25 protein-coding genes and 1 other annotated feature are annotated in these 24,819 nt (G+C 42.6%); of the genes, 3 read left to right on the top strand and 22 right to left on the bottom strand.

Annotated elements, in window-relative coordinates; all coding sequences use genetic code 11:
- Positions 1-88: 88 nt before the first annotated feature.
- Both hisS and EKC99_RS02375 read right to left on the bottom strand, forming a co-directional pair.
- Entirely contained in the window at positions 89-1,360 is a 1,272-nt protein-coding gene (gene hisS / locus EKC99_RS02380; RefSeq protein WP_163150303.1) for a histidine--tRNA ligase, read from the bottom strand.
- Between the two features lie 52 nt (positions 1,361-1,412).
- Positions 1,413-1,642 (bottom strand) — a binding site (T-box leader).
- 53 nt (positions 1,643-1,695) lie between these two features.
- Positions 1,696-2,955, bottom strand: a complete 1,260-nt coding sequence (locus tag EKC99_RS02375) for an N-acetylmuramoyl-L-alanine amidase family protein (RefSeq protein WP_163150301.1) — start codon at positions 2,953-2,955, stop codon at positions 1,696-1,698.
- A 131-nt stretch (positions 2,956-3,086) separates the two neighbouring features.
- Here EKC99_RS02375 and EKC99_RS02370 point away from each other — a divergent pair, with 131 nt between their 5' ends.
- A complete protein-coding gene (locus tag EKC99_RS02370; RefSeq protein ID WP_009361696.1) occupies positions 3,087-3,260 on the top strand; it encodes a hypothetical protein in 174 nt (57 codons plus the stop codon).
- 35 nt (positions 3,261-3,295) lie between these two features.
- Here EKC99_RS02370 and dtd read toward each other — a convergent pair whose 3' ends face one another.
- From dtd to EKC99_RS02335, 7 genes are all read right to left on the bottom strand, one after another.
- Positions 3,296-3,736, bottom strand: a complete 441-nt coding sequence (gene dtd, locus EKC99_RS02365; protein WP_009361697.1) for a D-aminoacyl-tRNA deacylase — start codon at positions 3,734-3,736, stop codon at positions 3,296-3,298.
- A 14-nt stretch (positions 3,737-3,750) separates the two neighbouring features.
- Positions 3,751-5,949, bottom strand: coding sequence for a RelA/SpoT family protein (locus EKC99_RS02360; protein ID WP_009361698.1), 2,199 nt, complete (start codon positions 5,947-5,949; stop codon positions 3,751-3,753).
- A 104-nt stretch (positions 5,950-6,053) separates the two neighbouring features.
- Positions 6,054-6,566 carry an adenine phosphoribosyltransferase gene (locus tag EKC99_RS02355; protein WP_009361699.1) on the bottom strand — a complete coding sequence of 171 codons (513 nt, stop codon included), beginning with the start codon at positions 6,564-6,566 and terminating at the stop codon, positions 6,054-6,056.
- Positions 6,532-8,892 carry a single-stranded-DNA-specific exonuclease RecJ gene (gene recJ, locus EKC99_RS02350; RefSeq protein ID WP_026011523.1) on the bottom strand — a complete coding sequence of 787 codons (2,361 nt, stop codon included), beginning with the start codon at positions 8,890-8,892 and terminating at the stop codon, positions 6,532-6,534. The genes EKC99_RS02355 and recJ overlap by 35 nt, the downstream gene beginning before the upstream one ends.
- 53 nt (positions 8,893-8,945) lie before the next feature.
- Positions 8,946-9,839, bottom strand: a complete 894-nt coding sequence (locus EKC99_RS02345) for a cation diffusion facilitator family transporter (protein WP_163150299.1) — start codon at positions 9,837-9,839, stop codon at positions 8,946-8,948.
- An 83-nt stretch (positions 9,840-9,922) separates the two neighbouring features.
- Positions 9,923-12,169 carry a protein translocase subunit SecDF gene (gene secDF / locus EKC99_RS02340; RefSeq protein ID WP_163150297.1) on the bottom strand — a complete coding sequence of 749 codons (2,247 nt, stop codon included), beginning with the start codon at positions 12,167-12,169 and terminating at the stop codon, positions 9,923-9,925.
- 95 nt (positions 12,170-12,264) lie between these two features.
- Positions 12,265-12,537: a post-transcriptional regulator gene (locus tag EKC99_RS02335; RefSeq protein ID WP_163150295.1), complete on the bottom strand. Its 273-nt coding sequence runs from the start codon at positions 12,535-12,537 to the stop codon at positions 12,265-12,267.
- Between the two features lie 91 nt (positions 12,538-12,628).
- Here EKC99_RS02335 and spoVB point away from each other — a divergent pair, with 91 nt between their 5' ends.
- On the top strand, positions 12,629-14,152 hold the full coding sequence (gene spoVB, locus EKC99_RS02330; protein WP_009361704.1) for a stage V sporulation protein B: 1,524 nt from the start codon (positions 12,629-12,631) through the stop codon (positions 14,150-14,152).
- On the opposite strand, the gene EKC99_RS02325 is transcribed toward spoVB, so the two are convergent.
- Positions 14,153-14,800 carry a DUF421 domain-containing protein gene (locus tag EKC99_RS02325; RefSeq protein WP_019416801.1) on the bottom strand — a complete coding sequence of 216 codons (648 nt, stop codon included), beginning with the start codon at positions 14,798-14,800 and terminating at the stop codon, positions 14,153-14,155.
- A gap of 90 nt (positions 14,801-14,890) precedes the next feature.
- On the opposite strand from EKC99_RS02325, the gene EKC99_RS02320 reads away from it, so the two are divergent.
- Complete coding sequence (locus tag EKC99_RS02320; RefSeq protein ID WP_026011522.1) at positions 14,891-15,265, top strand: TIGR04086 family membrane protein; 375 nt, start codon at positions 14,891-14,893, stop codon at positions 15,263-15,265.
- Positions 15,266-15,289: 24 nt separating this feature from the next.
- Here the strand turns inward: EKC99_RS02320 and yajC are convergent, their stop codons facing one another.
- The 12 genes from yajC to nadA form a co-directional block, all read right to left on the bottom strand.
- Positions 15,290-15,553: a preprotein translocase subunit YajC gene (gene yajC / locus EKC99_RS02315; protein ID WP_009361707.1), complete on the bottom strand. Its 264-nt coding sequence runs from the start codon at positions 15,551-15,553 to the stop codon at positions 15,290-15,292.
- 14 nt (positions 15,554-15,567) lie between these two features.
- Complete coding sequence (tgt, locus tag EKC99_RS02310; RefSeq protein ID WP_009361708.1) at positions 15,568-16,707, bottom strand: tRNA guanosine(34) transglycosylase Tgt; 1,140 nt, start codon at positions 16,705-16,707, stop codon at positions 15,568-15,570.
- Between the two features lie 20 nt (positions 16,708-16,727).
- On the bottom strand, positions 16,728-17,759 hold the full coding sequence (gene queA / locus EKC99_RS02305; protein WP_163150293.1) for a tRNA preQ1(34) S-adenosylmethionine ribosyltransferase-isomerase QueA: 1,032 nt from the start codon (positions 17,757-17,759) through the stop codon (positions 16,728-16,730).
- 24 nt (positions 17,760-17,783) lie between these two features.
- A complete protein-coding gene (locus tag EKC99_RS02300) occupies positions 17,784-17,990 on the bottom strand; it encodes a DUF2905 domain-containing protein (protein ID WP_081957759.1) in 207 nt (68 codons plus the stop codon).
- Positions 17,987-18,985, bottom strand: coding sequence for a Holliday junction branch migration DNA helicase RuvB (gene ruvB, locus EKC99_RS02295; protein WP_009361711.1), 999 nt, complete (start codon positions 18,983-18,985; stop codon positions 17,987-17,989). The genes EKC99_RS02300 and ruvB overlap by 4 nt, the downstream gene beginning before the upstream one ends.
- A 13-nt stretch (positions 18,986-18,998) precedes the next feature.
- A complete protein-coding gene (ruvA, locus tag EKC99_RS02290; protein ID WP_163150291.1) occupies positions 18,999-19,592 on the bottom strand; it encodes a Holliday junction branch migration protein RuvA in 594 nt (197 codons plus the stop codon).
- 109 nt (positions 19,593-19,701) lie between these two features.
- Positions 19,702-20,172, bottom strand: coding sequence for an intercompartmental signaling factor BofC (locus EKC99_RS02285; protein WP_163150289.1), 471 nt, complete (start codon positions 20,170-20,172; stop codon positions 19,702-19,704).
- Between the two features lie 49 nt (positions 20,173-20,221).
- A complete protein-coding gene (locus tag EKC99_RS02280; protein ID WP_009361714.1) occupies positions 20,222-20,959 on the bottom strand; it encodes a YebC/PmpR family DNA-binding transcriptional regulator in 738 nt (245 codons plus the stop codon).
- An 84-nt stretch (positions 20,960-21,043) separates the two neighbouring features.
- Positions 21,044-21,739 (bottom strand): YhcN/YlaJ family sporulation lipoprotein, encoded by a 696-nt coding sequence (locus tag EKC99_RS02275; RefSeq protein WP_009361715.1) that lies wholly within the window; start codon positions 21,737-21,739, stop codon positions 21,044-21,046.
- 78 nt (positions 21,740-21,817) lie between these two features.
- On the bottom strand, positions 21,818-22,558 hold the full coding sequence (gene nadE, locus EKC99_RS02270) for an NAD(+) synthase (RefSeq protein WP_163150287.1): 741 nt from the start codon (positions 22,556-22,558) through the stop codon (positions 21,818-21,820).
- Between the two features lie 75 nt (positions 22,559-22,633).
- A complete protein-coding gene (locus EKC99_RS16025) occupies positions 22,634-23,569 on the bottom strand; it encodes a LysM peptidoglycan-binding domain-containing protein (RefSeq protein ID WP_163150285.1) in 936 nt (311 codons plus the stop codon).
- 138 nt (positions 23,570-23,707) lie between these two features.
- Complete coding sequence (gene nadA / locus EKC99_RS02260) at positions 23,708-24,811, bottom strand: quinolinate synthase NadA (protein WP_042534180.1); 1,104 nt, start codon at positions 24,809-24,811, stop codon at positions 23,708-23,710.
- Positions 24,812-24,819: the final 8 nt, after the last annotated feature.

The raw sequence follows: 24,819 nt of genomic DNA, 5'->3' as shown, positions 1-24,819 counted from the left end.
GGGTCAACTTTCCATTGACACCCCTGCATCATACCAAGAGGGCTTTTTTCTTTCAAGTCCCCCGAAAACCTTTCTAACAGGAATGCTCCTATTGCAATACGTTTTTCATATGTGAAATAAATGTATGAAGCGATACTTCTTGCTGTTCTCCTGTCGCCATATGTTTAACGTTAATGACGCCTTTTTCGAGTTCATCTTCACCTAAAATAGCAACGTATGTCGCATGTAAACGATCAGCTGCTTTCAGCTGTGCTTTTACTTTTCGATCTTGATAATCTTTTTCTGCCGCGATGCCTTCTTGACGAAGGGCAGCAACGAGAGCAACCGCCTCTTCTTTCGCTTGTTCTCCTAACGCAACAACGTAACAGTCGATTCCTTCAGAAATTGGTAGCGAAATACTTTCTGCTTCTAATGCTGCAAGCAAGCGCTCAATGCTTAAAGCAAATCCGATACCTGGCGTTTCAGGTCCGCCAATTTCTTGAACGAGGCCGTTATAACGTCCGCCTCCGCATAATGTCGTAATCGCTCCAAATCCTTCTGCCTCACTCATAATTTCAAACGCCGTATGATTGTAATAATCTAAACCGCGCACAAGCCGCGGATCGACTTCAAACGCGATACCGAGCTTTTGTAAATACATTTGAACTTTTTCAAAATATGTGCGCGACTGTTCATTTAAGTAATCAAGAATAGACGGAGCCGTGCGCATCAACTCGTGATCACGATCTTTTTTACAGTCTAAAATGCGCATCGGGTTTTTATGTAATCGCGCTTGGCAATCATCGCAAAACTCGTGAATGCGATGTTGGAAATGATCGATCAGCGCTTGTCTATGCGCCTTTCTACTTTCAACGTCACCTAAACTATTGATGACAAGTTTCAACTTTTTCAATCCGAGCGTGCGATATATATCCATCGCTAAAGCAATGACTTCGGCATCAATCGCTGGATCGTTGCTTCCGAGCGCTTCGACACCAAATTGAACAAACTGGCGAAAACGCCCTGCTTGCGGACGTTCGTAGCGGAACATCGGACCCATGTAATAAAGTTTTACCGGCTGATTTGGATATCCGTACATTTTATTTTCAACAAATGAACGGACGACCGCTGCTGTTCCTTCTGGACGAAGCGTTAAACTACGACCGCCACGATCTTCAAATGTATACATTTCCTTTTGAACAATGTCGGTCGTATCGCCGACACCGCGTAAAAATAGTTCCGTATGTTCAAAAATAGGGGTGCGAATTTCTTGGTAATTGTAACGACGACAAAGCTCGCGCGCCATTTGTTCAATATACTGCCATTTCGCTGCTTTTTCTGGCAATATATCTTGCGTCCCGCGCGGAATTTGAAATGACATATATTTCCCTCCTTTAGTTTTTGTGCAAATAAAAATCTCCCACCCCTAATAAATTAGGGACGAGAGACGAATTCCCGTGGTGCCACCCTAGTTGAAGCGCATGCTTCCACTTTTATCCGATAACGCCCGGAAAGCGTTCTCTCCTACTAACGATCGCGCGTTCAAAGAGAAACCTACGGAGTGTTCGTTCGTTAAGTCATCATGGAGAAATGCTTCCAGCCTACGGCATTTCCTCTCTGGCCATGTGTACTCTTAACTACTTTTCTCCATCATCGGCGAGATGTTGAATTTTCTTTTTATATTACGTACGAACAAACCATTTGTCAAGATGACCGTTATTTTCCGAAGTAGCGAACTAATCCGTTACAAATCGCTTCTGTCGCCACTTGTTGATACGTTGGTGACACAATGAACGTCTCTTCGTTCGGATTGCTTAAATAGCCGAGCTCAAGCAACACAGAAGGACGACTATTTTCACGCAACACATGGTAGTTTCCGACACGAACCCCTCGTTGCTGAATGCCTGTTAATTGGCTGAGCGGATTAAAAAGCGCATCTGCAAGCAAACGGTCGATTGGCTTATAGTAATATATCGTTAAACCGCTGGCGGTACGGTTTAACGCGCTATCGTAATGAATGCTAACAAACGCATCCGCTTTATTTTTTCCCGCTATTTGCACTCGCTCACTTAACGATAAAAACCGATCATCTTCACGCGTTAAAATGACGTGAGCGCCCATTTGTTTTAGTTTTTCACTTAACAACAATGCGGTTTGCAACGTTAACATTTTTTCGATTGTTCCGTTTACACCTGTTGTACCGTAATCTTTGCCGCCATGACCGGCATCAATGACAATCGTTTTTCCTACGATCGTTTGAGGTTCGGAAGGGGATGGTTGTTTGCTTACTTGAACGACCCATTCTGCTACATATCCAATTGTTTGCGCATCAACTTGAATAACGTACCATTGCCCTTCTTTACGAATGATCGAAAACTGATCGCCTCGCTTCGCTTTCATAATGACAGGCGATTGCGTAGAGGGAGCAGAGCGAATGTTTGTATTGTCGTATAACATTTGGACATATGTAGGTTGTTCATTATTTTGTTCACTTTGCTCGACATTGGCGACATATGATTGATGCACCCAACCTTCTTTTCCATCCCAACGCACGTACATCCATTCACCTTGGGCGATCGTTGCCATCCCTTTCTCATTTCGATTCACATACCCAATGACCGCAAAATTTGTCCCCGGGCCTTTGCGAAGGCGCAAACCATCCACTTGGCAGACGACAAATTGTTGAATTTGTTTTTTCGTTTCAGTTGTCTCTTTTTGAATTTGAACGTATTGCCCATGCACCCAGCCGGTTCGATTCGAAGCAAGTCGAATTTGTAGCCATTCCCCTCGCTTTTGGACGACTGGATATTGTTTTCCTTTTGCCACTTTTTCTTGCACGGTAAACGTTAATCCCGGACCTGTTCGTACGTTTAATCGGTCAACAACGATGCGCACGTTCATTGCTGCTGATGCTGTTTGAACGATCAACAACAAACAACAACAAATGAACAATGACGCGATAAACGTTTTTTTCATGCTGTCCATCCTCCTATGTTGTCAATAGTCGCTACTTTATTTCTTCGTCAACAAAAAAAATCCTGCTTTGAATGAAAAGGTAGAAAAATTGGGAATAATACGAACGACATCGACACGAAAGGAGTTTTTTTATGCGCCATAGCGAAAAAGGAGAGTTTATCCATTCACAATCCCCGCTTATGCACGTTGATTTTCACTCATTTATTCAAAAAGAAAACGAGCTCACATCATTTGAACTCGCTTCTGAATTCGGACTCACTCTTCGTGACGTACAAAAACTAAAAAAACATTTAGCACGAGGATAAAAAAAACCGAGCTCGTCCACATGCGAGCGCGGTTTTTATTTGCTTTCCACGATAAGCGTCACCGGTCCGACGTTCGTTAACGTCACATCCATCATCGCCCCGAATACGCCTGTTTCCACGCGAATCCCTTTTTGACGTAGTTGTTCATTCAACGCTTCATACATCTGTTTCGCATGTTCCGGTTTTGCCGCATCCATAAAGTTCGGTCTTCTCCCTTTCCGACAGTCTCCGTACAGCGTAAATTGTGAAATAGATAAAATCGATCCACCAACATCTAAGAGCGACACGTTCATTTTCCCATGCTCATCTTCAAATATGCGCAAATGAGCAATTTTGTCTGCAACAAAGGCCGCATCTTCCTCTGTATCATCATGAGTAATGCCAACTAGCAACACAAGCCCAAAATCAATTTCTCCAACGACTTCGCCCGCTACGGTCACCTTTGCATCTTTTGCACGCTGAACGACAACTCTCATTCCGACAACCCTTTCTAGTTCATAATCCGTCTTACTGAATAAATATCTGGAATTTGTTTAATACGCTCAACAACTTTTTGTAAATGGCTTACGTTATGAATAAAAATCGTCATATGAATCGTCGCCATTTTATTTCGATGATCTGTTCTTCCAGATACAGCCGAAATATTCGTTTTCGTTTCATTTACAGCTTGTAATACTTCATTAAGCAAGCCGCGCCGATCGTAACCAGTAATTTCGATATCGACTGTATATTCTCGTTGACAATTTGCACTGCTCTCCCATTGAACAGGAATAAGCCGCTCTTTTGCTTCTTCTGCAAGTACGTTCGGGCAATCGGCACGATGTACGGATACGCCACGCCCTTTTGTAATAAAACCGATAATTTCATCGCCCGGAACCGGATTGCAACAGCGCGACAAACGAATGAGTAAATTGTCCACTCCTTCGACGCATACGCCAAAATCGCGCTTTTTCATCGGTGCAATCGTTTTTGCTTCTTGTAGCATGTCCGACAGGCGTTTCGCTTGCTCTTCTAAGTCGCGTTGTTTGCGCCACTTTTCTGTTAAGCGGTGCGCCACTTGCGCAGCGGTAATGCCGTTATAGCCAACAGCGGCATACATGTCTTCTTCGCTGGCAAAATTAAATTTTTCCGCAACACGTTTCGTATTTTCTGCAGTAAGCACTTCTTTTACATCAAAGCCCATGTTGCGAATTTCTTTTTCAACGAGCTCTTTTCCTTTTTCAACATTTTCTTCGCGGCGTTGTTTCTTGAAAAATTGTCGAATTTTATTTTTTGCATGCGACGTTTGCGCAATTTTTAACCAGTCTTGACTCGGACCATATGAATGGTTAGACGTTAAAATTTCAACAATATCTCCGGTTTGAAGCGGATGATCGAGCGGCACCATTTTTCCGTTTACTTTTGCACCGATCGTTTTGTTTCCGATTTCTGAATGAATGCGATATGCAAAATCAATTGGCACCGAACCGGCTGGAAGTTCAATAACGTCCCCTTTTGGTGTAAAAACGAACACCATGTCAGAAAATAAATCCATCTTTAACGTCTCTACAAATTCTTCCGCGTTGTTCGTTTCATTTTGCCATTCGACAATTTCACGAAACCATGATAGTTTTTCTTCAAACGTATTTGGGCGAATCGTCTTTCCTTCTTTGTATGCCCAATGAGCAGCAATTCCAAATTCAGCGATATGATGCATGTCAAACGTCCGAATTTGCACTTCAAGCGGCTCGCCTTTTGGGCCGACAACCGTCGTATGAAGCGATTGATACATATTCGGCTTCGGCATGGCAATATAATCTTTAAAGCGCCCAGGCATCGGCTTCCAACATGTATGGATAATGCCAAGAACCGCATAACAGTCTTTAATGCTTTCAACGATAATGCGCACAGCAAGCAAATCGTAAATTTCGTTAAACTGTTTATTTTGCAAAACCATTTTTCGATAAATGCTATAAATATGTTTCGGACGTCCAGAAATTTCAGCTTGAATGCCGACTTCGTTTAACCGTTCGCGCATTTCTCGAATCACTTCTTCTAAATATTGCTCACGTTCTGCACGCTTCTTTTTCATTAAGTTGACAATCCGATAATATTGTTGCGGATTTAAATAGCGAAGCGCTGTATCTTCGAGCTCCCATTTAATTTTTGAAATTCCGAGACGATGCGCAAGCGGTGCGAAAATTTCAAGCGTCTCATTCGCGATGCGACGTTGTTTTTCTAACGGCAAATGTTTTAACGTGCGCATATTGTGCAAGCGGTCTGCTAACTTAATTAAAATGACTCGTATATCTTGCGCCATTGCTAAAAACATTTTCCGATGGTTTTCCGCTTGCTGTTCTTCATGTGATTTATATTTAATTTTTCCAAGCTTCGTCACGCCATCAACGAGCATCGCTACTTCTTTGCCAAACTCTTTTTCTAAATCTTCCTTCGTCACAGGTGTATCTTCCACAACATCATGTAAAAATCCCGCCGCAATCGTTGCAGGATCCATTTCTAAATCGACTAAAATACCCGCCACTTGAATCGGATGAATAATGTACGGTTCTCCAGATTTCCGATATTGCTCGCGATGCGCTTCTTTCGCAAACTCATATGCTCGTTCGATAAACTGTACGTCGTTTTCCGACAAATAACGGCTCGCCTTTTCAATGACTTGTTCCGCCGTTAATACTTGTTCATTTGCCATGCAATCACCTTTTATTTTAAACGTATTGACAATATTATCATGAAAAATTTTTTAAATGTAAAGAGCAACGATGCGAAAAAGAGGAGCGTTTTGCCCCTCCTTTCTTAAAATTGCATTAACGTTAAAATATCGTATCCTTTTAACTTCTCGCGACCTTCTAAGTACGTTAATTCAATTAAAAATGCGATACCTGCGACAACGCCGCCAAGTTGTTCAACGAGCTTAATCGTCGCTTCAATCGTTCCACCTGTCGCTAATAAATCGTCTGTAATGAGAACGCGTTGCCCTGGCTTAATCGCATCTTTATGCATCGTTAATACGTCCTTGCCGTACTCTAAGCCATATTCCACACGAATGACTTCGCGAGGCAATTTCCCTTCTTTCCGAACAGGAACAAACCCGACACCAAGCGCATAAGCAACTGGGCAGCCGATAATAAATCCACGCGCTTCTGGGCCAACGACGACATCAATTTTCTTTTCACGTGCGTAATGAACAATTTGATCTGTCGCGTATTTATATACTTCCCCTTTATCCATAATCGTTGTAATATCTTTAAATTGAATACCTGGTTTTGGAAAATCAGGAACAATCGTGACGTATTGTTTTAAATCCATTGACTTTTTCCTCCTCATACAATGAATCAAACCAACGTTTCAGTTGGGAATAAGATGAATATAAAAACATATGTTCAAGCTCTGCCTGCGCTTGTTTCAAACGATAAGACGGCGATTCCGTTAAATCCCGCTTTTGTACATCACGAGCTAAAGAAACGATCCCGTTTTCGACTGTAATGAAACCAAGCTCTCTGAACACTTGAATCATAAACAAAATCGTTTCTTTCGTCCATCCGCGCGAGCGAGCTAAATCGTCAGCGTAACGCCGCACATCAAACGGGCTACGCTTATGCAAAAAGGAATATAGCCACTTAAAATGTTCACGCGTTGGCAACACGCTAAAGAAGTGACTCTCCCTTTGATAGAATAACGCATAAATGCGTTCAGGTAAACTACAACTTAATAAAACTTTAACGATTTGCTGTGATGGCGGTAAATCAAGAAGAACGACATATTTTCCAGTCACATCAACTGTCGCTGCTTGTTCGTTTTGCACATAGACAATTTCATTCGCGTATGCCGACAATTGCAACGCATCTGCTGTGTCAGGATGAAAAGCAATAAATAATCGCTTTTCTTTCGGAAGCGATGCAATGAACTTGCTTGGATGACGAATATGACGAACATCAAACAATTGCCACTCATTCACAGCTATATCTTGAATCATTAATTGCGGTTTACGAAAGTTATTCCATTCGTTAATGGATAACTCCCCTACGACCGAAAGATGAGCGTTCGGTGCAATTTCATCGCCAATATGTCCAAAACCAAATCCGATCGCCTCTAACGTCTTTCCATCTTCAACTAACAACAATTTCAAGTGGTTTTGGTCTGTTCCAATTTTTCGTAACGTATCAAGCTGCACATGTTCGAGAAGAACACGTGGTTTCGGATTGCCCATCCCAAACGGTGCAAGCCGATTCATTTGCTCAATTAATTCGATGGAAACGTCCGAGATGGAACAACATACATCGACATGCGTTACAGGCACGAAATGTTCAGGAGTTAGCTGTTGCATCGCTGCCTCGTTTAGACGGTGACGTAATTCATCTACATCATGTAAAGAAAGCGTCATCCCCGCAGCCATCGGATGCCCACCAAAATGAGGTAAAATGTCGCGGCAGTTTGACAAATTGGCAAATAAATCAAATCCCTCAATGCTGCGCGCTGATCCTTTCGCGATTCCCTTTTCTTGATCAATACTTAAAACGATCGTCGGACGGTAAAATCGTTCCACTAATCGCGAAGCAACAATGCCAATGACGCCAACATTCCATCCTTCTTTCGCTACAACTAACACACGGTCGTCTCCATAGTGTTGTTCAACGAGTTGAATCGCTTCTTCTGTTATGTCGTTTACGAGTTGTTGACGCTCGCGATTCATCATATCAATTTGTTCAGCGAGCATATCCGCCTCATGCGCATCCGTCGTCAACAATAACTGCACAGCAGGATCAGCACAATCGAGACGTCCGGCCGCATTAATGCGTGGACCGATCATAAACGCAATCGTATCTTCTGTCACCGCCGTATGAGATACGCCACATTGTTTACAAAGCGCCTGTAAGCCGAGACGGTTCGTTTGTCGAAATTGTTCAATGCCTAACCGAGCAAGTAAATGGTTTTCATCTTGAAGTGGAACGAGATCAGCAATCGTTCCAATTGCGACGACGTCCAGCCATTCATACGGCACGCGCCCGATAAGCGCATGAGCGAGTTTAAATGCTACACCGACGCCGGCTAAATGTTTAAACGGATAATTTGGACTAATTTTCGGATGGATCGTCGCATACGCTTCAGGCAGCACAGGACCTGGTTCGTGATGATCGGTAATAATTAAATCGATGCCAAGCTGTTTTGCTACGGTCGCTTCATGCAAAGCGGAAATGCCTGTATCGACTGTAATAATTAGTGAAACACCTTGTTCTTTCGCAAGCCGAAATGCTTGTTCGTTCGGGCCATATCCTTCTAAAAAGCGGTTTGGAATGTAGAAGGATACATTCGCTCCTTTTTCTCGTAACGCACTCACCATCACGACTGTACTACTTACTCCGTCGGCATCATAATCGCCAAAAACGAGAATATGTTCACCTTTTGTAATCGCTTTCTCTATTCGCTCAACCGCTTTTTCCATATCGTTTAACAAAAATGGCGAGTGAAACGATTGCTTTTGCTCAAAAAAAGAACGAGCGGCTTCAACGGTATCGTAGCCGCGGCTGACGAGCAATGTAGCAACGGGCGGAGCTATATGTAACGCTTGCGCAATCATTTGCACTTGTTGTTCGTTTACTTGTTTCATGTTCCAGCGGGTTTTCGATGCTAACATGTCATTCACCCCTCAACCTTTTTATTATACAAAACAATAGGCTAAGGGGCAATTTATTGTTCATCGTATGGATTAATATGCACCATCACATTATGCACTTGCGGAAACGACAATAACTTTTCTTTCACTTTTTTTCCGATATCATGCGCCTCTAAAACCGTTAAATGTGGTGACACAGCAATTTTTAAATCGACAACAACATAATGCCCATGTTGACGAGCATAAAGTGAGTCAATGCGTTTCACTTCGGAAAATGACAAAACCGCTTCGCGCAAGTTCACTGTCTCTTCTTCATGCCATACGTGATCAAGCGCATGATGAATCGATTCCGCCCCTAACTTCCACGCCATTTTTAAGACGAGAAGTGAAACAAACAATCCAGCGACAGGGTCAGCGTAAATAAGCCAATCGATGTTCGTTTTTTGTCCAACGATCGCTGCGACGATACCGATGAGAGCTGCAAGCGATGAAAAAACGTCTGAACGATGTTCATACGCATTCACGATAATGGCATCGCTTTTAATTTTTTTTCCTAACGCATACTTGTAACGAAACATCGCTTCTTTCACAACGATCGATAAAATAACAGCATATACAGCTATCATTTTTGGCGGTTCAATCGGATGAAAAAATGAAGAAAAAGAAGATGTTCCAATTTCGATTCCGACGAGAAAAAGCAAAACTGCGACAATAATGGCAGCAATCGATTCAGCTTTCCCGTGTCCATACGGATGATCGTCATCCGGCGGCTGTTTCGCCGCACGCAATCCAATCCATACGGCAAATGATCCTGCCACGTCAGATGCAGAATGTACCGCATCGGCAATAAGCGCCTTACTGTTTGCGATCATTCCGATCCACCCTTTTATCGCTGCCAAAACAATGTTGCCAACAACGCCAATCATGGCAGCAAACTGGGCTTGTCGAAAGCGTGTTTGTTCATTCACCCCATTCGCTTCCTTTCTCTTTTGTTTTTTTTAGTGTATCCTATTCACTTCATGAAAAAACGTCGCGGCATGCGCCACGACGTTTATACTTCTGGTTCTGCTTCCCACTGTTCGCGTTTTTGCTTTCCTTTTTTCAATTGTTTCGATTTCCAAATGAGCCATAATTGTGCTGCGATAAAGAGCGAAGAATATGTGCCGGAAATTAAGCCAGCAAGCAACGCAAAGGAGAAATTGCGAATCGCTTCACTACCGAACAATAAAAGGGCGACAACGGTAAACACAACGGTTAATACCGTATTTACAGAGCGACCAAATGTTTGTTGTAATGCTTTGTTGACGACATCTTTTAAATCATCGACCGTTTTTACTGTCCGCTTTTTCATTAAATAACGAATGCGGTCAAACGTGACGATTGTATCATTAATCGAATAACCGACGATCGTTAATACAGCAGCAATAAACGTTAAGTCGACTTCTAAGCGCGTCAAACTAAAGAAAGCGATAATGAAAAACGCATCGTGTAATAGCGCCACAATAGCGGCAATCGCCATATACATTTCAAAGCGAACGGTGACGTAAATAATGATCCCGATTGACGCAATGAGTACAGAAATAAACGCATTGCGCGCTAGCTCTTTTCCGACCGTTGGCGATACCGTGCTTACGTTTGGTTCAATGCCATATTTTTCTTTAAAATGCGACTTCAACTGTGAAATTTCTTTTTGGTCAAGTACGCCGAGAAAACGTACAATCGCCATCTCGTTGTTATTGCCTGATAAGACGACATCTTTCGGCTTAAGACGTAATTCACTTAATTCTTGCTTCACTTCTTCTGCTGTGAGCGGCTTTTCACTCATTAAATCCACGCGCGTTCCGCTTGAAAAATCAATGCCTAAATTTAATTTAGCGGTCAACAGTAACGCGAGTCCAATAACGACCATCGCTCCAGAAATAGTGAAAAATAGCTTGCTTCGTTTAACAAAATCGAGACGTGCAAACTTTGTTGGAACGTCTGTATCATCTGTTACTTTCGCAATATCTAATATATCTTTCGGATTGACGCCAAAATAATGCGGTTTTTTATCGAATAAGCGACTTTTTACAAGCAAACCGAGCAAAAGACGCGTACCATATACCGCTGTAATAAAACTCGCTAAAATGCTAATGATGAGCATCGTTGCAAATCCTTTAACAGAGCTCGTCCCGTATACAAACAAGACAACGCCAGCAATGATCGTTGTAATATTCGCATCTAAAATCGTGCCAAAAGAACCGCGATTTCCGATACGGTACGCTGACATAAGCGATTTTCCAAGCTTTAACTCATCTTTTATTCGCTCGTATGTAATAATATTTGCATCAACTGCCATCCCAACCCCAAGAATGAGCGCAGCAATTCCCGGTAGCGTTAGCACACCGTTCATCCAATCAAAGACGAGCAAAATAAGGTAAATATATACGCTTAATGTAACGACTGCAACAATCCCAGGCAAGCGATAGAAAACAAGCATAAATAAAAAGACGAGCGCAATTCCAATGATCCCTGCAAAAATCGTTTTTTGCAGTGCTTGTTCTCCAAACTGTGCACCCACCGATGTGGAATAAATTTCTTTTAATTCCACAGGGAGCGCTCCCGCATTCAACAAGTCGGCTAATTGTTTCGCTTCTTCAACGGTAAAGTTTCCAACGATAGAAACGTCCGTCTGATTGAATACTTCATTGACTTGAGCTGCCGAAATAAATTTTGGATGCTCTTTTCCTACTTCTTTCGCGTATGAGTCAACACCTTCTTCAAAATCAAGCCAAATGACGAGCACATTATTTGGTGCCATGCTCAACACTTTTTGTGTCACTTCTTTAAACTTGTTCGCATCTTTTAATTGAATCGCAACGCTTGGCTTTCCTTTATCATCAAACGTTTGTTTCGCGCCTCCTTCAACGAGGTCGCTTCCATCCATCAATACGTTATCATGTACGTCGCGAAACGTTAATTTCGCCTCTGTAGATAAAATTTCGCGCGCTTTATTTTGATCTTTTACCCCTGCTAGCTGAACGCGAATGCGATCATTTCCTTCTACATCAATGCGCGGTTCGCTTACACCAAGCACGTTAATGCGTTTATTTAATGCGCTTACCGTGCTAAGCAATACATCTTTTGTAATTTTTTCTCCTTCTTTTGTCGGCTTCACTTCGTATAAAATTTCAAAACCACCTTGCAAGTCTAAGCCGAGTTTAATATTTTTGACAATTTTCTCTGCTGTCGTTCCCATCATGCCGCCTAGTAAAACGACAAGAAGGAAAAAAGCAATGATGCGACTACGTTTTACCATAAAAATCCTCCTCTATTCTGGCTTCTGCCAGAATTTTTACCAACAAAACAAATTATGAATGACAGTGCACTTTCTGTCAATTTCCAAACGAACAATTAAAACAATTGTTCTAACTCCGAAAGCCCTTCTTCCGTAAACCATCGATCGTTCTTTTGTTCCTTTGTGACAATATACGCCATATAGTCGCTTGCCCGCAATGATAAAATGTCGTTCACGAGCTCAAATAACCGCTTTTCTTCTTTGTTTTTTTTCCATTTTTTCATCATTAAACAATTCCATACGTCTTCAATCGTCGCTTGTTTATAGCCGAGCAACTTCAACTCATCTACTTTACTTTGTAACGCTGGCATTAATTGTTCGCGATCCATATTCGTCTCCCCCATTTTGTCATGCTTGGCCAACATGTGCATATATTTCATTGTATAAAAGATGACCTCATTTGAGAAGGTAGGGAGGAACATGTCCAAATTTTTGAAAGGGACGATGATTTTAATTGTTGCTGGATTGTTGACGCGCATACTCGGCTTTATTAATCGTATCGTCGTTGCTCGTCTCATCGGTGAAGAAGGGGTAGGTTTATATATGATGGCTGTGCCGACGCTCGTATTAGCGATTACAATTACGCAGTTCGGCCTCCCTGTCGCCATCTCAAAGCTCGTCGCTGAAGCAGAAGCGGTAGGCGATAAAAGAAAAGTGAAAAAAATATTAGTCGTATCTTTGTCTATTACTACGATTTTAAGTTTTATCTTTTTTCCAGCTTTATTAGCCATTGCACCAATTCTTTCTAAAACATTATTTACGGATGCGCGCGTATATTATCCGCTTGTTGCGATTGCGCCGGTCGTCCCAATTGTCGCTCTGTCTTCCGTTTTACGTGGTTATTTTCAAGGGAGACAACAAATGAAACCGTATGCGTATTCTCAATTGCTTGAACAGGCGGTACGCATTACGCTCATCGCTGCTTTTACAACCGCTTTTTTGCCTTACGGTATCGAATATGCCGCAGCGGGAGCGATGATTTCTGCCGTCGTTGGCGAGCTTGTATCTCTTATTTATTTGTTTATTACGTTTAAACAAAAAAAGCCGATTCGCATTCGCTACCGTTTTTTTGCATACGTCAAACAAGGGAAAGATACATTTATTTCGCTGATGCGCATCGCCGTTCCAACTCTCGGAAGCCGGATGATTGGATCGATCGCATGGTTTTTTGAACCGATCGTCGTCGCACAAAGTTTAGCGCTCGCTGGCATTACGGCAACCCATGCGACAAAACAATATGGGGAGCTGACTGGATACGCACTGCCCCTTTTAATGCTTCCATCGTTTATTACATACGCGCTCGCCACTTCGCTCGTCCCAGCAATTAGCGAAGCCGCCGCCCAAAAGCAGCATCGTTTAATTGAATATCGGTTACATCAAGCTGTACGGTTATCGCTTTTCGCTGGGGGATTGTCCATTGTCGTGTTGTACGTATTAGCAGAAGAAATGATGTATTTGATGTATGGAGCTAATCAAGCAGCAATCTTTGTTAAAGTTATGGCGCCGTTTTTTATCTTTTACTACTTGCAAGGGCCGTTGCAAGCTGTATTGCAAGCGCTTGATCTAGCAAAAGAAGCGATGACAAATAGCCTGATCGGTGCCGTCGTAAAAACAGCACTTATTTTTTGGCTCGCTTCACAACCGTCGCTCGGCATTATGGGAGCGGCGCTAGCCATTACAGTCGGCATCATGATTGTCACGTTATTACACGCCGCTACAATCGTTAAAGCGATTTCGCTTACTTTATATGTGAAACAATATGTCGCTCATTTCGTCGTCATCGTTTCCGTTGCAGCAATTGGCCATATGCTCGTTCCGATTTTGCCGTTTTCCTTGCTTGTAAAAACGATTGTTGTCATCGTCATCATGACGTTCATCTATCTCGTTCTCGCGCAGTCGTTTCGCTTAATTAAAAAAGATGAATTTCGCCAATTGTTTCGTTAATCATTCATCTTTTTCATCAATATAGAACGTTCCATTTTCATATGTACAATAAGAAATATGTTCAATTCGTTCATATCCGCGCTTTTTTAGTTGCTTGATTAACCATGTGGGCGTTTGATCGATCAATGTTAAATGTTCTTCTTGAATGACACCGTCTTTAATAAGAGGCAAGGCTAAAGACGGTGTTTTCTTTTTTCCTTTTTCTTTTTCAAATACAGACAGTTTGCCAGACGGCTCTAAAATGGCAAATTCAACGTCCGCAATGTTTTTAATATTTTTTTCACGCAATTGAATAAGCAAATCGTCAAAATTGTATCGTTGTTTTCGCATCGCCTTTTCATCAATTTTCCCATTGTTAATAATAACGGTCGGCGATCCATCAACGAGACGGCGAAACGTTTCGCTTTTTAAAGAAAAAAAGGCAAAGGCAATTTGGGCGATCGTCAGCACAATCATCGGAACGAGCGTATGGAAAATCGGATCTTCCGGTTGCTCAATCGCAATCACTGCCATTTCCCCAATCATAATAAAAACAACTAAGTCTAAAATGCTTAACTCTCCAATTTCCCTTTTCCCCATCATGCGAAAAATAAATAAAATAACTCCGTACAACAGCAACGTTCGCAAAATAATTGTAACGTACTCCATCTTTATTCCTCCTCGTTTGTTCTACGTTTTTATTCTAAACAAATGGACAATGGAATATGTTTGTACTAAATGTAGTAAGGAGGGATAAGGATGATTCGCGCCATTTTGCATGGGGTTATAACAATTTTTATAAGCGCCATCATATGCAGTTTTATATTTGCCCTTTTATTGAAGTTGACAAGTTATGATGAAACGTCATTGCAATGGGTCATGCACGGTTTTGCATTTTTATCATTATTTTTCGGTGGGTTTATTGCAGGGGGAAAAGGGAAAGAGCGCGGTTGGATGCTTGGTGGGGCAACGGGTATCATCTTTACAACACTCATTTTTTTATTTCAATTTCTCGGAATGGACCGAACGTTTTCGATTGAGCAGTGGGGATACCACGTTGGTTTTCTCATTACTGCCATGATCGGTGGAATGATTGGTGTCAATGTTGCCACATCTCGTTCACGAAGCGCATAAAAATAAGACAGGCAGCAACCTGTCTTATTTTTCATTCACGACTTCACGAACGGCCGCACGGTCGTATGTAAGGCGCGAACCGTCACCCGCGCGAATGACGACCGTATTTTCATCAAGTGAATCAATGATGCCGTGCAATCCGCCAATTGTAATGACTTTATCTCCTTTTTGCAAGTTCGCCTGCATTTGTTGAACAGCTTTTTGGCGTTTTTGTTGCGGGCGAATAAGCAAAAAGTAAAAAATCGCAAAGAATAAAATAAGCGGTAGTAAACTTGCTAACGTTTCCATGTTTTCACCCCTTTCTAAAAGTTTTTTGCATCCGGCGCATAAAAGCCGTATTGTTCAAAAAACTGCTCGCGGAAATCACCGAGACGATCTTCGCGAATGGCTTGTCGAACTTGCTCCATTAATTTTATCAAAAAGTAGACGTTATGGTAAGATGTTAGGCGAATACCAAACGTTTCATCGCATTTAATTAAATGACGAATGTACGCGCGCGTGTAATTTCGGCACGTATAACAGTCACAGTTCGGATCAAGCGGTGAAAAATCGCGCGCATATTTTGCATTTTTAATGACAACGCGACCTTGGCTTGTCATCACCGTTCCGTTGCGACCGATGCGAGTCGGCAATACACAGTCAAACATGTCAATGCCACGAATCGCTCCGTCAATGAGCGAGTCTGGTGAACCGACCCCCATTAAATAACGCGGTTTATTCGCTGGCAATAACGGCGTTGTAAATTCTAATACGCGATTCATCACTTCTTTCGGCTCGCCAACAGACAAGCCGCCGACTGCATATCCTGGAAAATCGAGCGACACTAAATCTTGCGCACTTTGTTTGCGCAAATCTTCAAACTCTCCGCCTTGCACGATGCCAAATAAACCTTGCTCATTTGGTCGCTGATGCGCTTTTAAGCATCGCTCTGCCCATCGGCTTGTCCGCTCGACAGATTGCTTCATATACTCATACGTCGCAGGATATGGTGGACATTCATCAAACGCCATCATAATATCAGACCCGAGCGCATTTTGAATTTCCATCGCTTTTTCTGGCGATAAAAATAATTTATCTCCATTTAAATGGTTTCGGAAATATACGCCTTCTTCTTCAATGCGACGAAATTCGCTTAAACTAAACACTTGGAATCCGCCAGAATCCGTTAAAATGCCGCGATCCCAATTCATAAATGAATGAAGACCACCCGCTTCTTTGACGATGTCATGTCCTGGACGGAGCCATAAATGATATGTGTTGCTTAAAATGACGCCCGCTCCCATTTCTTTTAATTCTTCAGGCGAAAGCGTCTTTACTGTCGCAAGTGTACCGACAGGCATAAACATCGGTGTTTCAAAAGACCCGTGCGGCGTATGAAGAATACCGAGGCGCGCCCCCGTTTGTTTACATGTTTTAATGAGTTCGTAACGAATTGGTGTCACGTATAGTCCCCTTTCTCCACTTATATAATAAGCATGGCATCGCCGAAACTAAAAAATCGGTAACGCTCTTTGACTGCTTCTTCATAAGCGCGCAATACATTCTCCCGACCAGCTAGCGCGCTCACGAGCATAATGAGCGTGGACTTTGGCAAATGGAAATTTGTAATCATTCCATCAATGGCGCGAAACGTATAGCCAGGATAAATAAAAATATCTGTCCAACCGCTTTCAGCGACAAATGTGCCATCGTGGCGAGATGCGATCGTCTCAAGCGTGCGTGTCGATGTCGTCCCGACAGCAATAATGCGCCCTCCTTTTGCTTTGACATCGTTTAGCAAGTTTGCTGTTTCCTCTGTCATTTGATAAAACTCGGCATGCATATCATGTTCTTCAATATGTTCTACGTTCACAGGGCGAAACGTACCTAAACCGACATGCAACGTAATAAAGGCAAGATGCACTCCTTTTTTTTGCACATCCTCAAGAAGTTGTTGTGTAAAATGTAACCCAGCTGTCGGTGCAGCGGCTGAGCCAGCTTCGCGGGCATAGACGGTTTGATATCGTTCTCGGTCATCGAGCTGTGCTTTAATGTATGGAGGAAGCGGCATCTCCCCAAGCGACTCAAGCACTTCAAGAAAAATACCATCATATGAAAACGAAAGAATGCGCCCTCCGTGCTCTAGCTCAGCTACACATTCTGCGCGTAAACGCCCATCACCGAATGAAAGCGTCGTTCCTATTTTCACGCGTTTAGCAGGCTTAACAAGCGTTTCCCATCGATCGCCATCAAGCTGTTTTAATAAAAGTACTTCAATGTGCGCCCCCGTCCCTTCTTTCTCCCCGTACAATCGGGCTGGCAGTACGCGCGTATCGTTTAAAACGAGGCAGTCCCCTTCTTTCAAGTACGATAAAATGGAACGAAACGTTGGTTCATGAGTCACTTCCCCTGTTTGCTTATGAAGTACCATTAAGCGTGATGCTTCTCGATTAGGCAATGGGGTTTGTGCAATGAGCTCTTCTGGTAAATGAAAATCAAATAAATCTACTTTCATGTCCACATCCCTTTCTTTATTTCATTAACGAAAACGACCAATCATATAAAAAATAAGCGATAAAACGACACTTAAAATGATTGACGTCATAATCGGAAAATAAAACGTGGCATTTTCTTTTTTAATAACAATATCCCCCGGTAAACGACCAAGTTTAATAAATTGCATCAAAAAACCGACAACGATAAGAACGACACCAAGAAGCATAATTGTTTTTGGCACATTCATCATCGTGGCACCTCCAAACCGAAATGGTTGTACGCAAGCGGGGTAACGATTCGTCCGCGCGGTGTTCGCTGTAAAAAGCCGATTTGCAACAAATACGGTTCATATACATCTTCAATCGTTTGCGCTTCTTCACCGATCGTTGCAGCAATCGTCTCTAATCCAACTGGTCCACCGCGGAATTTTTCCATCATGCTTTTTAATAGTTTATGATCTAGATGGTCTAATCCTAAACGGTCAACTTGCAATTGTTCTAACGCTTCATTCGCTAAAATAAACGTAATCGTCCCATCCCCGCGCACTTGAGCAAAATCGCGCACGCGGCGCAACAATCGGTTGGCGATGCGCGGTGTGCCACGCGAACGACGCGCAATTTCAAACGCTGCTTCTTCTTCGATTTCGACAGCAAAAATGTGGGCGGTTCGCTTCACAATATGAGCGAGCTCTTCAGGGGTATAATATTCTAAACGGCTTAATACACCGAAACGGTCGCGAAGCGGGGCAGAGAGTGCTCCAGATCTTGTTGTTGCTCCTACGAGCGTAAATGGCGGCAAATCGAGGCGGACAGAACGTGCAGCCGGTCCTTTGCCGATGACGATATCTAAACAAAAGTCTTCCATTGCCGGATACAACACTTCTTCCACTGCTCGTGGCAAGCGATGTATTTCATCAATGAATAGGACATCACCCGGTTCTAGCGTTGTTAAAATTGCTGCTAAGTCCCCCGGACGTTCAATCGCTGGTCCAGCTGTCGTGCGCAATTGAACGCCCATCTCGTTGGCGATAATGGCAGCAAGCGTCGTTTTTCCAAGCCCCGGTGGCCCATACAACAATACGTGATCAAGCGTCTCTCCACGCATTTTCGCCGCTTCAATAAATACAGTTAAGTTTTCCTTTACTTTTTGTTGCCCGATATATTCTCGCAACTGCTTTGGGCGAAGACTGTATTCAAGCGAGGCATCGTCGTAATCGGCCGCGCTTGAAATGAGACGCTCCTCCATCATGCATCCTCCCTCATTTCAATAGTTTTTGTAAAGCGAGCTTAATATATCCTTCTGTCGATAATCGCTCTTGTTTTAATATAGGCACGACTTTTTGAATTTCTTTTTCAGCATAACCGAGCGCCTTTAACGCTTCAAGCGCTTCAGAAAGCGCGTTCGTTTCTTCCATCGGCTCCGTAAATAAATTCGGAAAAGCGTCTGGGACAACTGCTTGCAATTTTCCTTTTAAATCTAAAATCATTTGTCGTGCTGTTTTCTTTCCTACTCCTGGAAACTTACATAAAAACTTATCATCTTCCGCTTCGATCGCTTCAACAAGCTGTTCCAATTGACCAGCAGCTAAAATAGCAAGCGCCCCTTTTGGTCCAATGCCTGACACTTGTAATAATTTAGAAAATAACGCTCGCTCTTGGCGCGTATGAAATCCATAAAGGGCGAGGACATCTTCTCGTACGTATTGATATGTATATACAACGATTTGCTTTTGTTTATTCATTTGAAATGAAAACGGATTTGGGGTAAAAATTTGATACCCTACTCCGTTATGTTCAACGACGATATATTCCGGACAAACGTAATCCACATAGCCACGAATAAATTCAATCAAAACCCCGTCCTCCTTTTCTCACGCCTCTCATTTTAGCATAAGATGAGAAAAGCGGAAAGCGCAAGGCATAGGGAAACGATATGAAAAAAGTCCGCTGTTATGCGCGGACTTATTTTCCAAACGGTTCATACGCTTCGATGACGCGTTCATAATTTCTTTTCGAACGAACAGAAATACCTTTTTTCAGCTTTTCTCGTTCATGGCTTTCAAGTTTTTTTACATCAATTTGAAAAAATGATTGAATGACGCGAGATGATTCGCTCGGTTTTCCTTCAAAAATAGAGAGTGTGCCATCTTCAGTAAGACCGAAATACCCTGCTTTCGTTAATGGTGAAAGGTCATCAACGTAACGCTGGAAAACAATTTGTTCGTCATCCATATTGATGAGCTGCCAATCTTTATATTTGTTCCAAATGTCTTTCATCGACGTTACGGTTTCTTCCCTTATTTCCTCACTAACTTCCCCATCCATATATACCGTTTCTAAAATGACTGTCATCTGTACAGGAGATGCGTGTTGTGTTAAAAATAAACTCATCCATAGTGTAAGGATTATATTCATCGTTCTCACCTCATTCATATATTGACCATTTTTCCTAAAAATAAACGGTCTTGCCATCGCAAGACCGTTATTCTAACATAGATTCATCTAAATTATGGTAAATTTCTTGTACATCGTCATCATCTTCAAGCATATCGATAAGCTTTAACATTTTCGTTAAATCGTCGCCTGTTAATGTCGTGTACGTTTGCGGAATCATCGTGATTTCAGCTGTCGCAAACGTAAATCCTTGCGCCGCTAACGTATTTTTTACTTGTTCAAACTGTTCAGGAGACGTGTAAATTTCAAACGAATCTTCCGTCGTCTCCATTTCATCCGCCCCTGCTTCGATTGCTTGTAACAACATGTCATCTTCATCGATGTTTAAATCTTCACGGGCGATGACAATGAGCCCTTTTCGATCAAATAAATACGACACGCATCCCGTTTCTCCTAAGTTTCCACCGTTTTTCGAAAACGCGACACGAACGTTAGATGCAGTACGGTTTTTATTATCTGTTAAACAAATGACCATGACCGCTACGCCACCTGGTCCATATCCTTCGTAACGAATTTCTTCGTAATGTGTATGTTCTTGGTTACCTGTTGCCTTTTTAATTGCACGTTCAATATTTTCATTCGGCATGTTCGCTGATTTTGCTTTTTCAATCGCAAGTCGCAACGTAGCGTTTGTCGTTGGATCTCCGCCACCCATTTTTGCCGCCACGTAAATTTCTTTCGCAAGCTTCATAAACAATTTTCCACGTTTCGCATCTTGTGCATTTTTGCGCCGTTGAATATTTTTCCACTTGGAATGTCCTGCCATTTGGATCCCCTCTCATATGTGAAAAATGTCCATAAAAACTATAACAAAAATAAATGAAAAAGAACAGGGGTGAGCCCCTGTTCTTTAGCCGCGATTCATGAACGGACGTTCGATCATATCGCCCATATCGTTAAATATGTCGCGAATATCACGCTCTAGTTGATCCATCGGACCACCATCGCGAATATCGTTATCAAGCGTGCGGATGCGGTTATACATGCTTTCATTGGCCACTACACGAACCGTTTTTCCCGCTGTATACGGAGCGATGGCCTGCCGAACGAGACGCTCTATGCGCGTTGTATTTTTCTCTGTCGTCGATATAGCAACGACGACACGATCTCCTGAGACAACGGCGCGTGCATCTTTTACGTTCGCAACGTTCGCTGCACGTTTCGCAATTTTCTCAGCTAACGCCCCGTTATAGTTGCGGTAATACGATGGGCGTGTTCGTTCATCCATCGCATTTAAATGTCCATGATAGTTGCGATCAGCACGGCTAAAATTGCGATCGACTTGCGGTGTTCGCGTCGTTCGATCCATGCCGCGATCAAGCATTTCTGTAATCGGTCCGTCGTTATCCCGCACTGGACGAACGTTTCCGTTTAAACGTTCTGTTCCGTAACGACCGTATTGAAAACCGGTCATATCATTTTCATTTGAGTAATATCCGATCGGACGTGTACGATCGGTATAACGTGTATCAAACGCTTGGTTATTACAAGCTGCCAATCCACTGAGCGCAATGACTGCACCGAGAGCGATCATTCGTTTCCGCAAAGGAAAAACCCCCTTTTTGCTTTTGTAGACGATGCGCCTACATCATTAGCTTGATGCAAAAAAGGGGTTTTATTGCTGTTAAAATTTTGGCGGAGCGATCGCTAACTGCCGTTTATGGTGTGAACGTTCATGAAGCCGCTCAATAATTTCGCGGTCGCGTTCTGGAATCGGCTCACCTTTCAAATATTTATCAATCATATCATACGTTGTACCCATTTCATTTTCGTCTGTTTGTCCTTCCCAAAGACCAGCACTTGGCGCTTTTGTAATAATTTCTTCAGGTACACCGAGAATGCGTGCCATTTCGCGCACTTCGCCTTTCGTGAAATGAACGAGCGGCACTAAATCGACGCCACCATCACCGTATTTAGTAAAATATCCTGTATGCCATTCTGCCGCATTATCTGTTCCGACAACGAGATAACCGTAATTATTCGCCACAGCATACAACGTCGTCATGCGCAAACGAGCACGTGTATTTGCATCGCCAAGGCGAGCAGCTTGCTCGTTCCATTGCCCTTTTTCTTTTAATTGCTTTTCAATTTCGCCAAATAGTACGCGATGCGTTTCTGTTAAGTCAATGACATGGTAATCAATCCCACAGCTTTGAACAACTTTTAATGCATCTTCTTTATCTTTCGGATTGCTTTTACATGGCATAATTAGTCCTAACGAGTTGTTAGGAAATGCCCGCTTAATTAAATGGGCAACGACCGCAGAATCAATGCCGCCACTAATACCGACGATCGCTCCATTCATTCCAGCTTCTTGTACTCGTTCACGAAGCCATGTAATTAATTTTTCAATTTTTTGTTCCATATATGTACATCCCTTTCTTTTTACATCATCATGTTCATTTTATCACACAAAAAGCAAAAAGAAAAAGAGGCGACATTATTGCCCCTCTTCTTCCTCACGATAAGGAACCGAAAAATACGGATTCATCCCATACGGTTGCCCCTGCCACCCTTGTTGCCATCCGTACGGACTATACGGCATAGCTGGCTGTGGCATATACATTGGTTGTGGCATCATCGGCACGTTTTCACCATACATTTGTTGTGGATACGGTGCTTGTTGCGGTTGTTGTGAATACTCCCCTGCACCTGTTGGCATTTGCGGCATCATCGGTTGCGACTGTTGAGCATATTCACCTGCTGACATTTGTGGCATGTATGGTGTCGGTTGTAACTGCTCACCGCATCCGCAATCATCGTTATTCATAGCCCCTTGTGGATACGTCCATGGCATAACAGGATACATCGGTGGAAACCATGGGTAAAAACCGTATCCCGGCATAATCGGTGAAACAGGTATGCACGGCATTGGCATCGGCATAGGCATTGGAACAGGCTGTGGCTGCATCGGTTGTTGCGGTTGTTCTTCCATAATTGGTGCCTGTGTCGTTGGAATCGGTGGAATGTCTGGAAACGGCGGCATTGGTATCTCTTCTTCAGGTTCCATCATATTTGGCATAATATTTGGTGGTTTTGGCGGTAAAAGCGGCATATCTTGTTTCGGTTGTTCTTTTTTCTCTTGTTCTTTTGCCATTGGAATTTCTTTTGCAATTGGCTCAACGTTCACCGGCTGTTGCAACGGTTGCTCCTTTTTGTTTACGTGAATGTCCACATCAACAGAAATATTTTGCGTTTCTTTTTTGACAGGTTTTACAGGAGCTACTGGCGTCGGTACTTTAATTTTCATACCTGGCATAATGTAGTTTGGATCACTTAAATGAGCATTCATTTTTTTTAACTCTTCAAAATCAACTCCATATTTTTGCGCAATTTTCCAAAGGGTATCTCCTTTTTGAACGATATGGATTTTCACGTGTTTCCCCCTCCTATACTCAGACGTGACGTGTATGTCATGTTCAGCTTGTCGCTACTAGGCTTCAACATAACTTATGAACGGAAAGCTTTTTTTATGATAAAAATAAAAAAGACCGGCAAAAAAATGCCGATCCGTTTATGCTCGCGCTAACATGCGCTCAAGCGCTAACATCGCTCCTTCAGCTACATCTTTCGGAACAGTAATGCGATTGACAACTTTCCCTTCAAGCAATGATTCAAGCGCCCAAAGCAAATGTGGTAAATCAATGCGATTCATCGTTAAACATGGACACATATACGGGTTTAACGACACAATTTCTTTATCTGGATGTTGCTGAATAATCCGATTAACTAAATTCATTTCTGTTCCGATTGCCCATTTACTTCCTGACGGTGCTTGAGCGATCGTTTCAATAATATATTTTGTCGAACCTGCATCATCTGCTTGTTGAACAACTTCCCAGCTACATTCTGGATGAACAATAATTTTCATATCCGGCTTTGTTTTTCGAATATGTTCAATATGTTTTACTGTAAAATTTTCATGGACAGAACAATGTCCTTTCCATAAAATCACTTTAATTTGCTGAACGTCACCGTCGTATTGAAGTGTATTTGTCGCTGGATCCCATACAGCCATTTGTTCAAGTGGAACGCCAAGATCGTAAGCTGTATTTCTTCCTAAATGTTGATCAGGCAAAAAGAAAATGCGTTCCTTTTGTGTAAACGCCCAAGCGACCATTTTTTTCGCGTTTGATGATGTCACCGTCGCCCCGCCGTGTAAGCCGACAAACGCTTTAATCGCAGCGGTCGAGTTAACATACGTTAACGGTAAAATCGTATCTCCAAACATTTGTTGTAATATTGGCCATGCTCGCTCCACTTGTTCAATTTCCGCCATATCTGCCATCGAACATCCGGCACGCATATCTGGCAAAATGACGACTTGTTCATCGCTTGTTAAAATATCAGCTGTTTCCGCCATAAAATGCACGCCGCAAAATACAATATATTCAGCTTCTTTATTTTTCGCTGCTACTTGTGCAAGCTGCAATGAATCACCTGTCGCATCTGCAAATTGGATGACTTCATCTTTTTGATAATGATGTCCTGGAATAAATAAACGCGTACCAAGCTCTCGTTTGACACGAGCAACGCGCTGTTCCATTTCCTCGACCGACAACTGTTTATACGTCTCTGGCATCGCATCTTGTTGTTGCATGAGTTGTAATACGTTCATCGCTCATT

Source organism: Anoxybacillus sp. MB8, assembly GCF_011006755.1.
In the GTDB taxonomy this organism is placed as follows: domain Bacteria; phylum Bacillota; class Bacilli; order Bacillales; family Anoxybacillaceae; genus Anoxybacillus; species Anoxybacillus gonensis.
Note: the sequence above shows the minus strand (reverse complement) of the source record. Positions and strands in the feature narration are given on the sequence as shown.

Excerpts from the sequence above, each read along its gene's own strand:
- hisS (WP_163150303.1), bottom strand. The coding sequence starts at position 1,360 with ATGTCATTTCAAATTCCGCGCGGGACGCAAGATATATTGCCAGAAAAA.
- EKC99_RS02375 (WP_163150301.1), bottom strand. The coding sequence starts at position 2,955 with ATGAAAAAAACGTTTATCGCGTCATTGTTCATTTGTTGTTGTTTGTTG.
- EKC99_RS02370 (WP_009361696.1), top strand. The coding sequence starts at position 3,087 with ATGCGCCATAGCGAAAAAGGAGAGTTTATCCATTCACAATCCCCGCTT.
- dtd (WP_009361697.1), bottom strand. The coding sequence starts at position 3,736 with ATGAGAGTTGTCGTTCAGCGTGCAAAAGATGCAAAGGTGACCGTAGCG.
- EKC99_RS02360 (WP_009361698.1), bottom strand. The coding sequence starts at position 5,949 with ATGGCAAATGAACAAGTATTAACGGCGGAACAAGTCATTGAAAAGGCG.
- EKC99_RS02355 (WP_009361699.1), bottom strand. The coding sequence starts at position 6,566 with ATGGATTTAAAACAATACGTCACGATTGTTCCTGATTTTCCAAAACCA.
- recJ (WP_026011523.1), bottom strand. The coding sequence starts at position 8,892 with ATGTTAGCATCGAAAACCCGCTGGAACATGAAACAAGTAAACGAACAA.
- secDF (WP_163150297.1), bottom strand. The coding sequence starts at position 12,169 with ATGGTAAAACGTAGTCGCATCATTGCTTTTTTCCTTCTTGTCGTTTTA.
- EKC99_RS02335 (WP_163150295.1), bottom strand. The coding sequence starts at position 12,537 with ATGGATCGCGAACAATTAATGCCAGCGTTACAAAGTAAAGTAGATGAG.
- spoVB (WP_009361704.1), top strand. The coding sequence starts at position 12,629 with ATGTCCAAATTTTTGAAAGGGACGATGATTTTAATTGTTGCTGGATTG.
- EKC99_RS02325 (WP_019416801.1), bottom strand. The coding sequence starts at position 14,800 with ATGGAGTACGTTACAATTATTTTGCGAACGTTGCTGTTGTACGGAGTT.
- EKC99_RS02320 (WP_026011522.1), top strand. The coding sequence starts at position 14,891 with ATGATTCGCGCCATTTTGCATGGGGTTATAACAATTTTTATAAGCGCC.
- yajC (WP_009361707.1), bottom strand. The coding sequence starts at position 15,553 with ATGGAAACGTTAGCAAGTTTACTACCGCTTATTTTATTCTTTGCGATT.
- queA (WP_163150293.1), bottom strand. The coding sequence starts at position 17,759 with ATGAAAGTAGATTTATTTGATTTTCATTTACCAGAAGAGCTCATTGCA.
- EKC99_RS02300 (WP_081957759.1), bottom strand. The coding sequence starts at position 17,990 with ATGATGAATGTGCCAAAAACAATTATGCTTCTTGGTGTCGTTCTTATC.
- ruvB (WP_009361711.1), bottom strand. The coding sequence starts at position 18,985 with ATGGAGGAGCGTCTCATTTCAAGCGCGGCCGATTACGACGATGCCTCG.
- EKC99_RS02285 (WP_163150289.1), bottom strand. The coding sequence starts at position 20,172 with ATGAATGAGGTGAGAACGATGAATATAATCCTTACACTATGGATGAGT.
- EKC99_RS02280 (WP_009361714.1), bottom strand. The coding sequence starts at position 20,959 with ATGGCAGGACATTCCAAGTGGAAAAATATTCAACGGCGCAAAAATGCA.
- nadE (WP_163150287.1), bottom strand. The coding sequence starts at position 22,558 with ATGGAACAAAAAATTGAAAAATTAATTACATGGCTTCGTGAACGAGTA.
- nadA (WP_042534180.1), bottom strand. The coding sequence starts at position 24,811 with ATGAACGTATTACAACTCATGCAACAACAAGATGCGATGCCAGAGACG.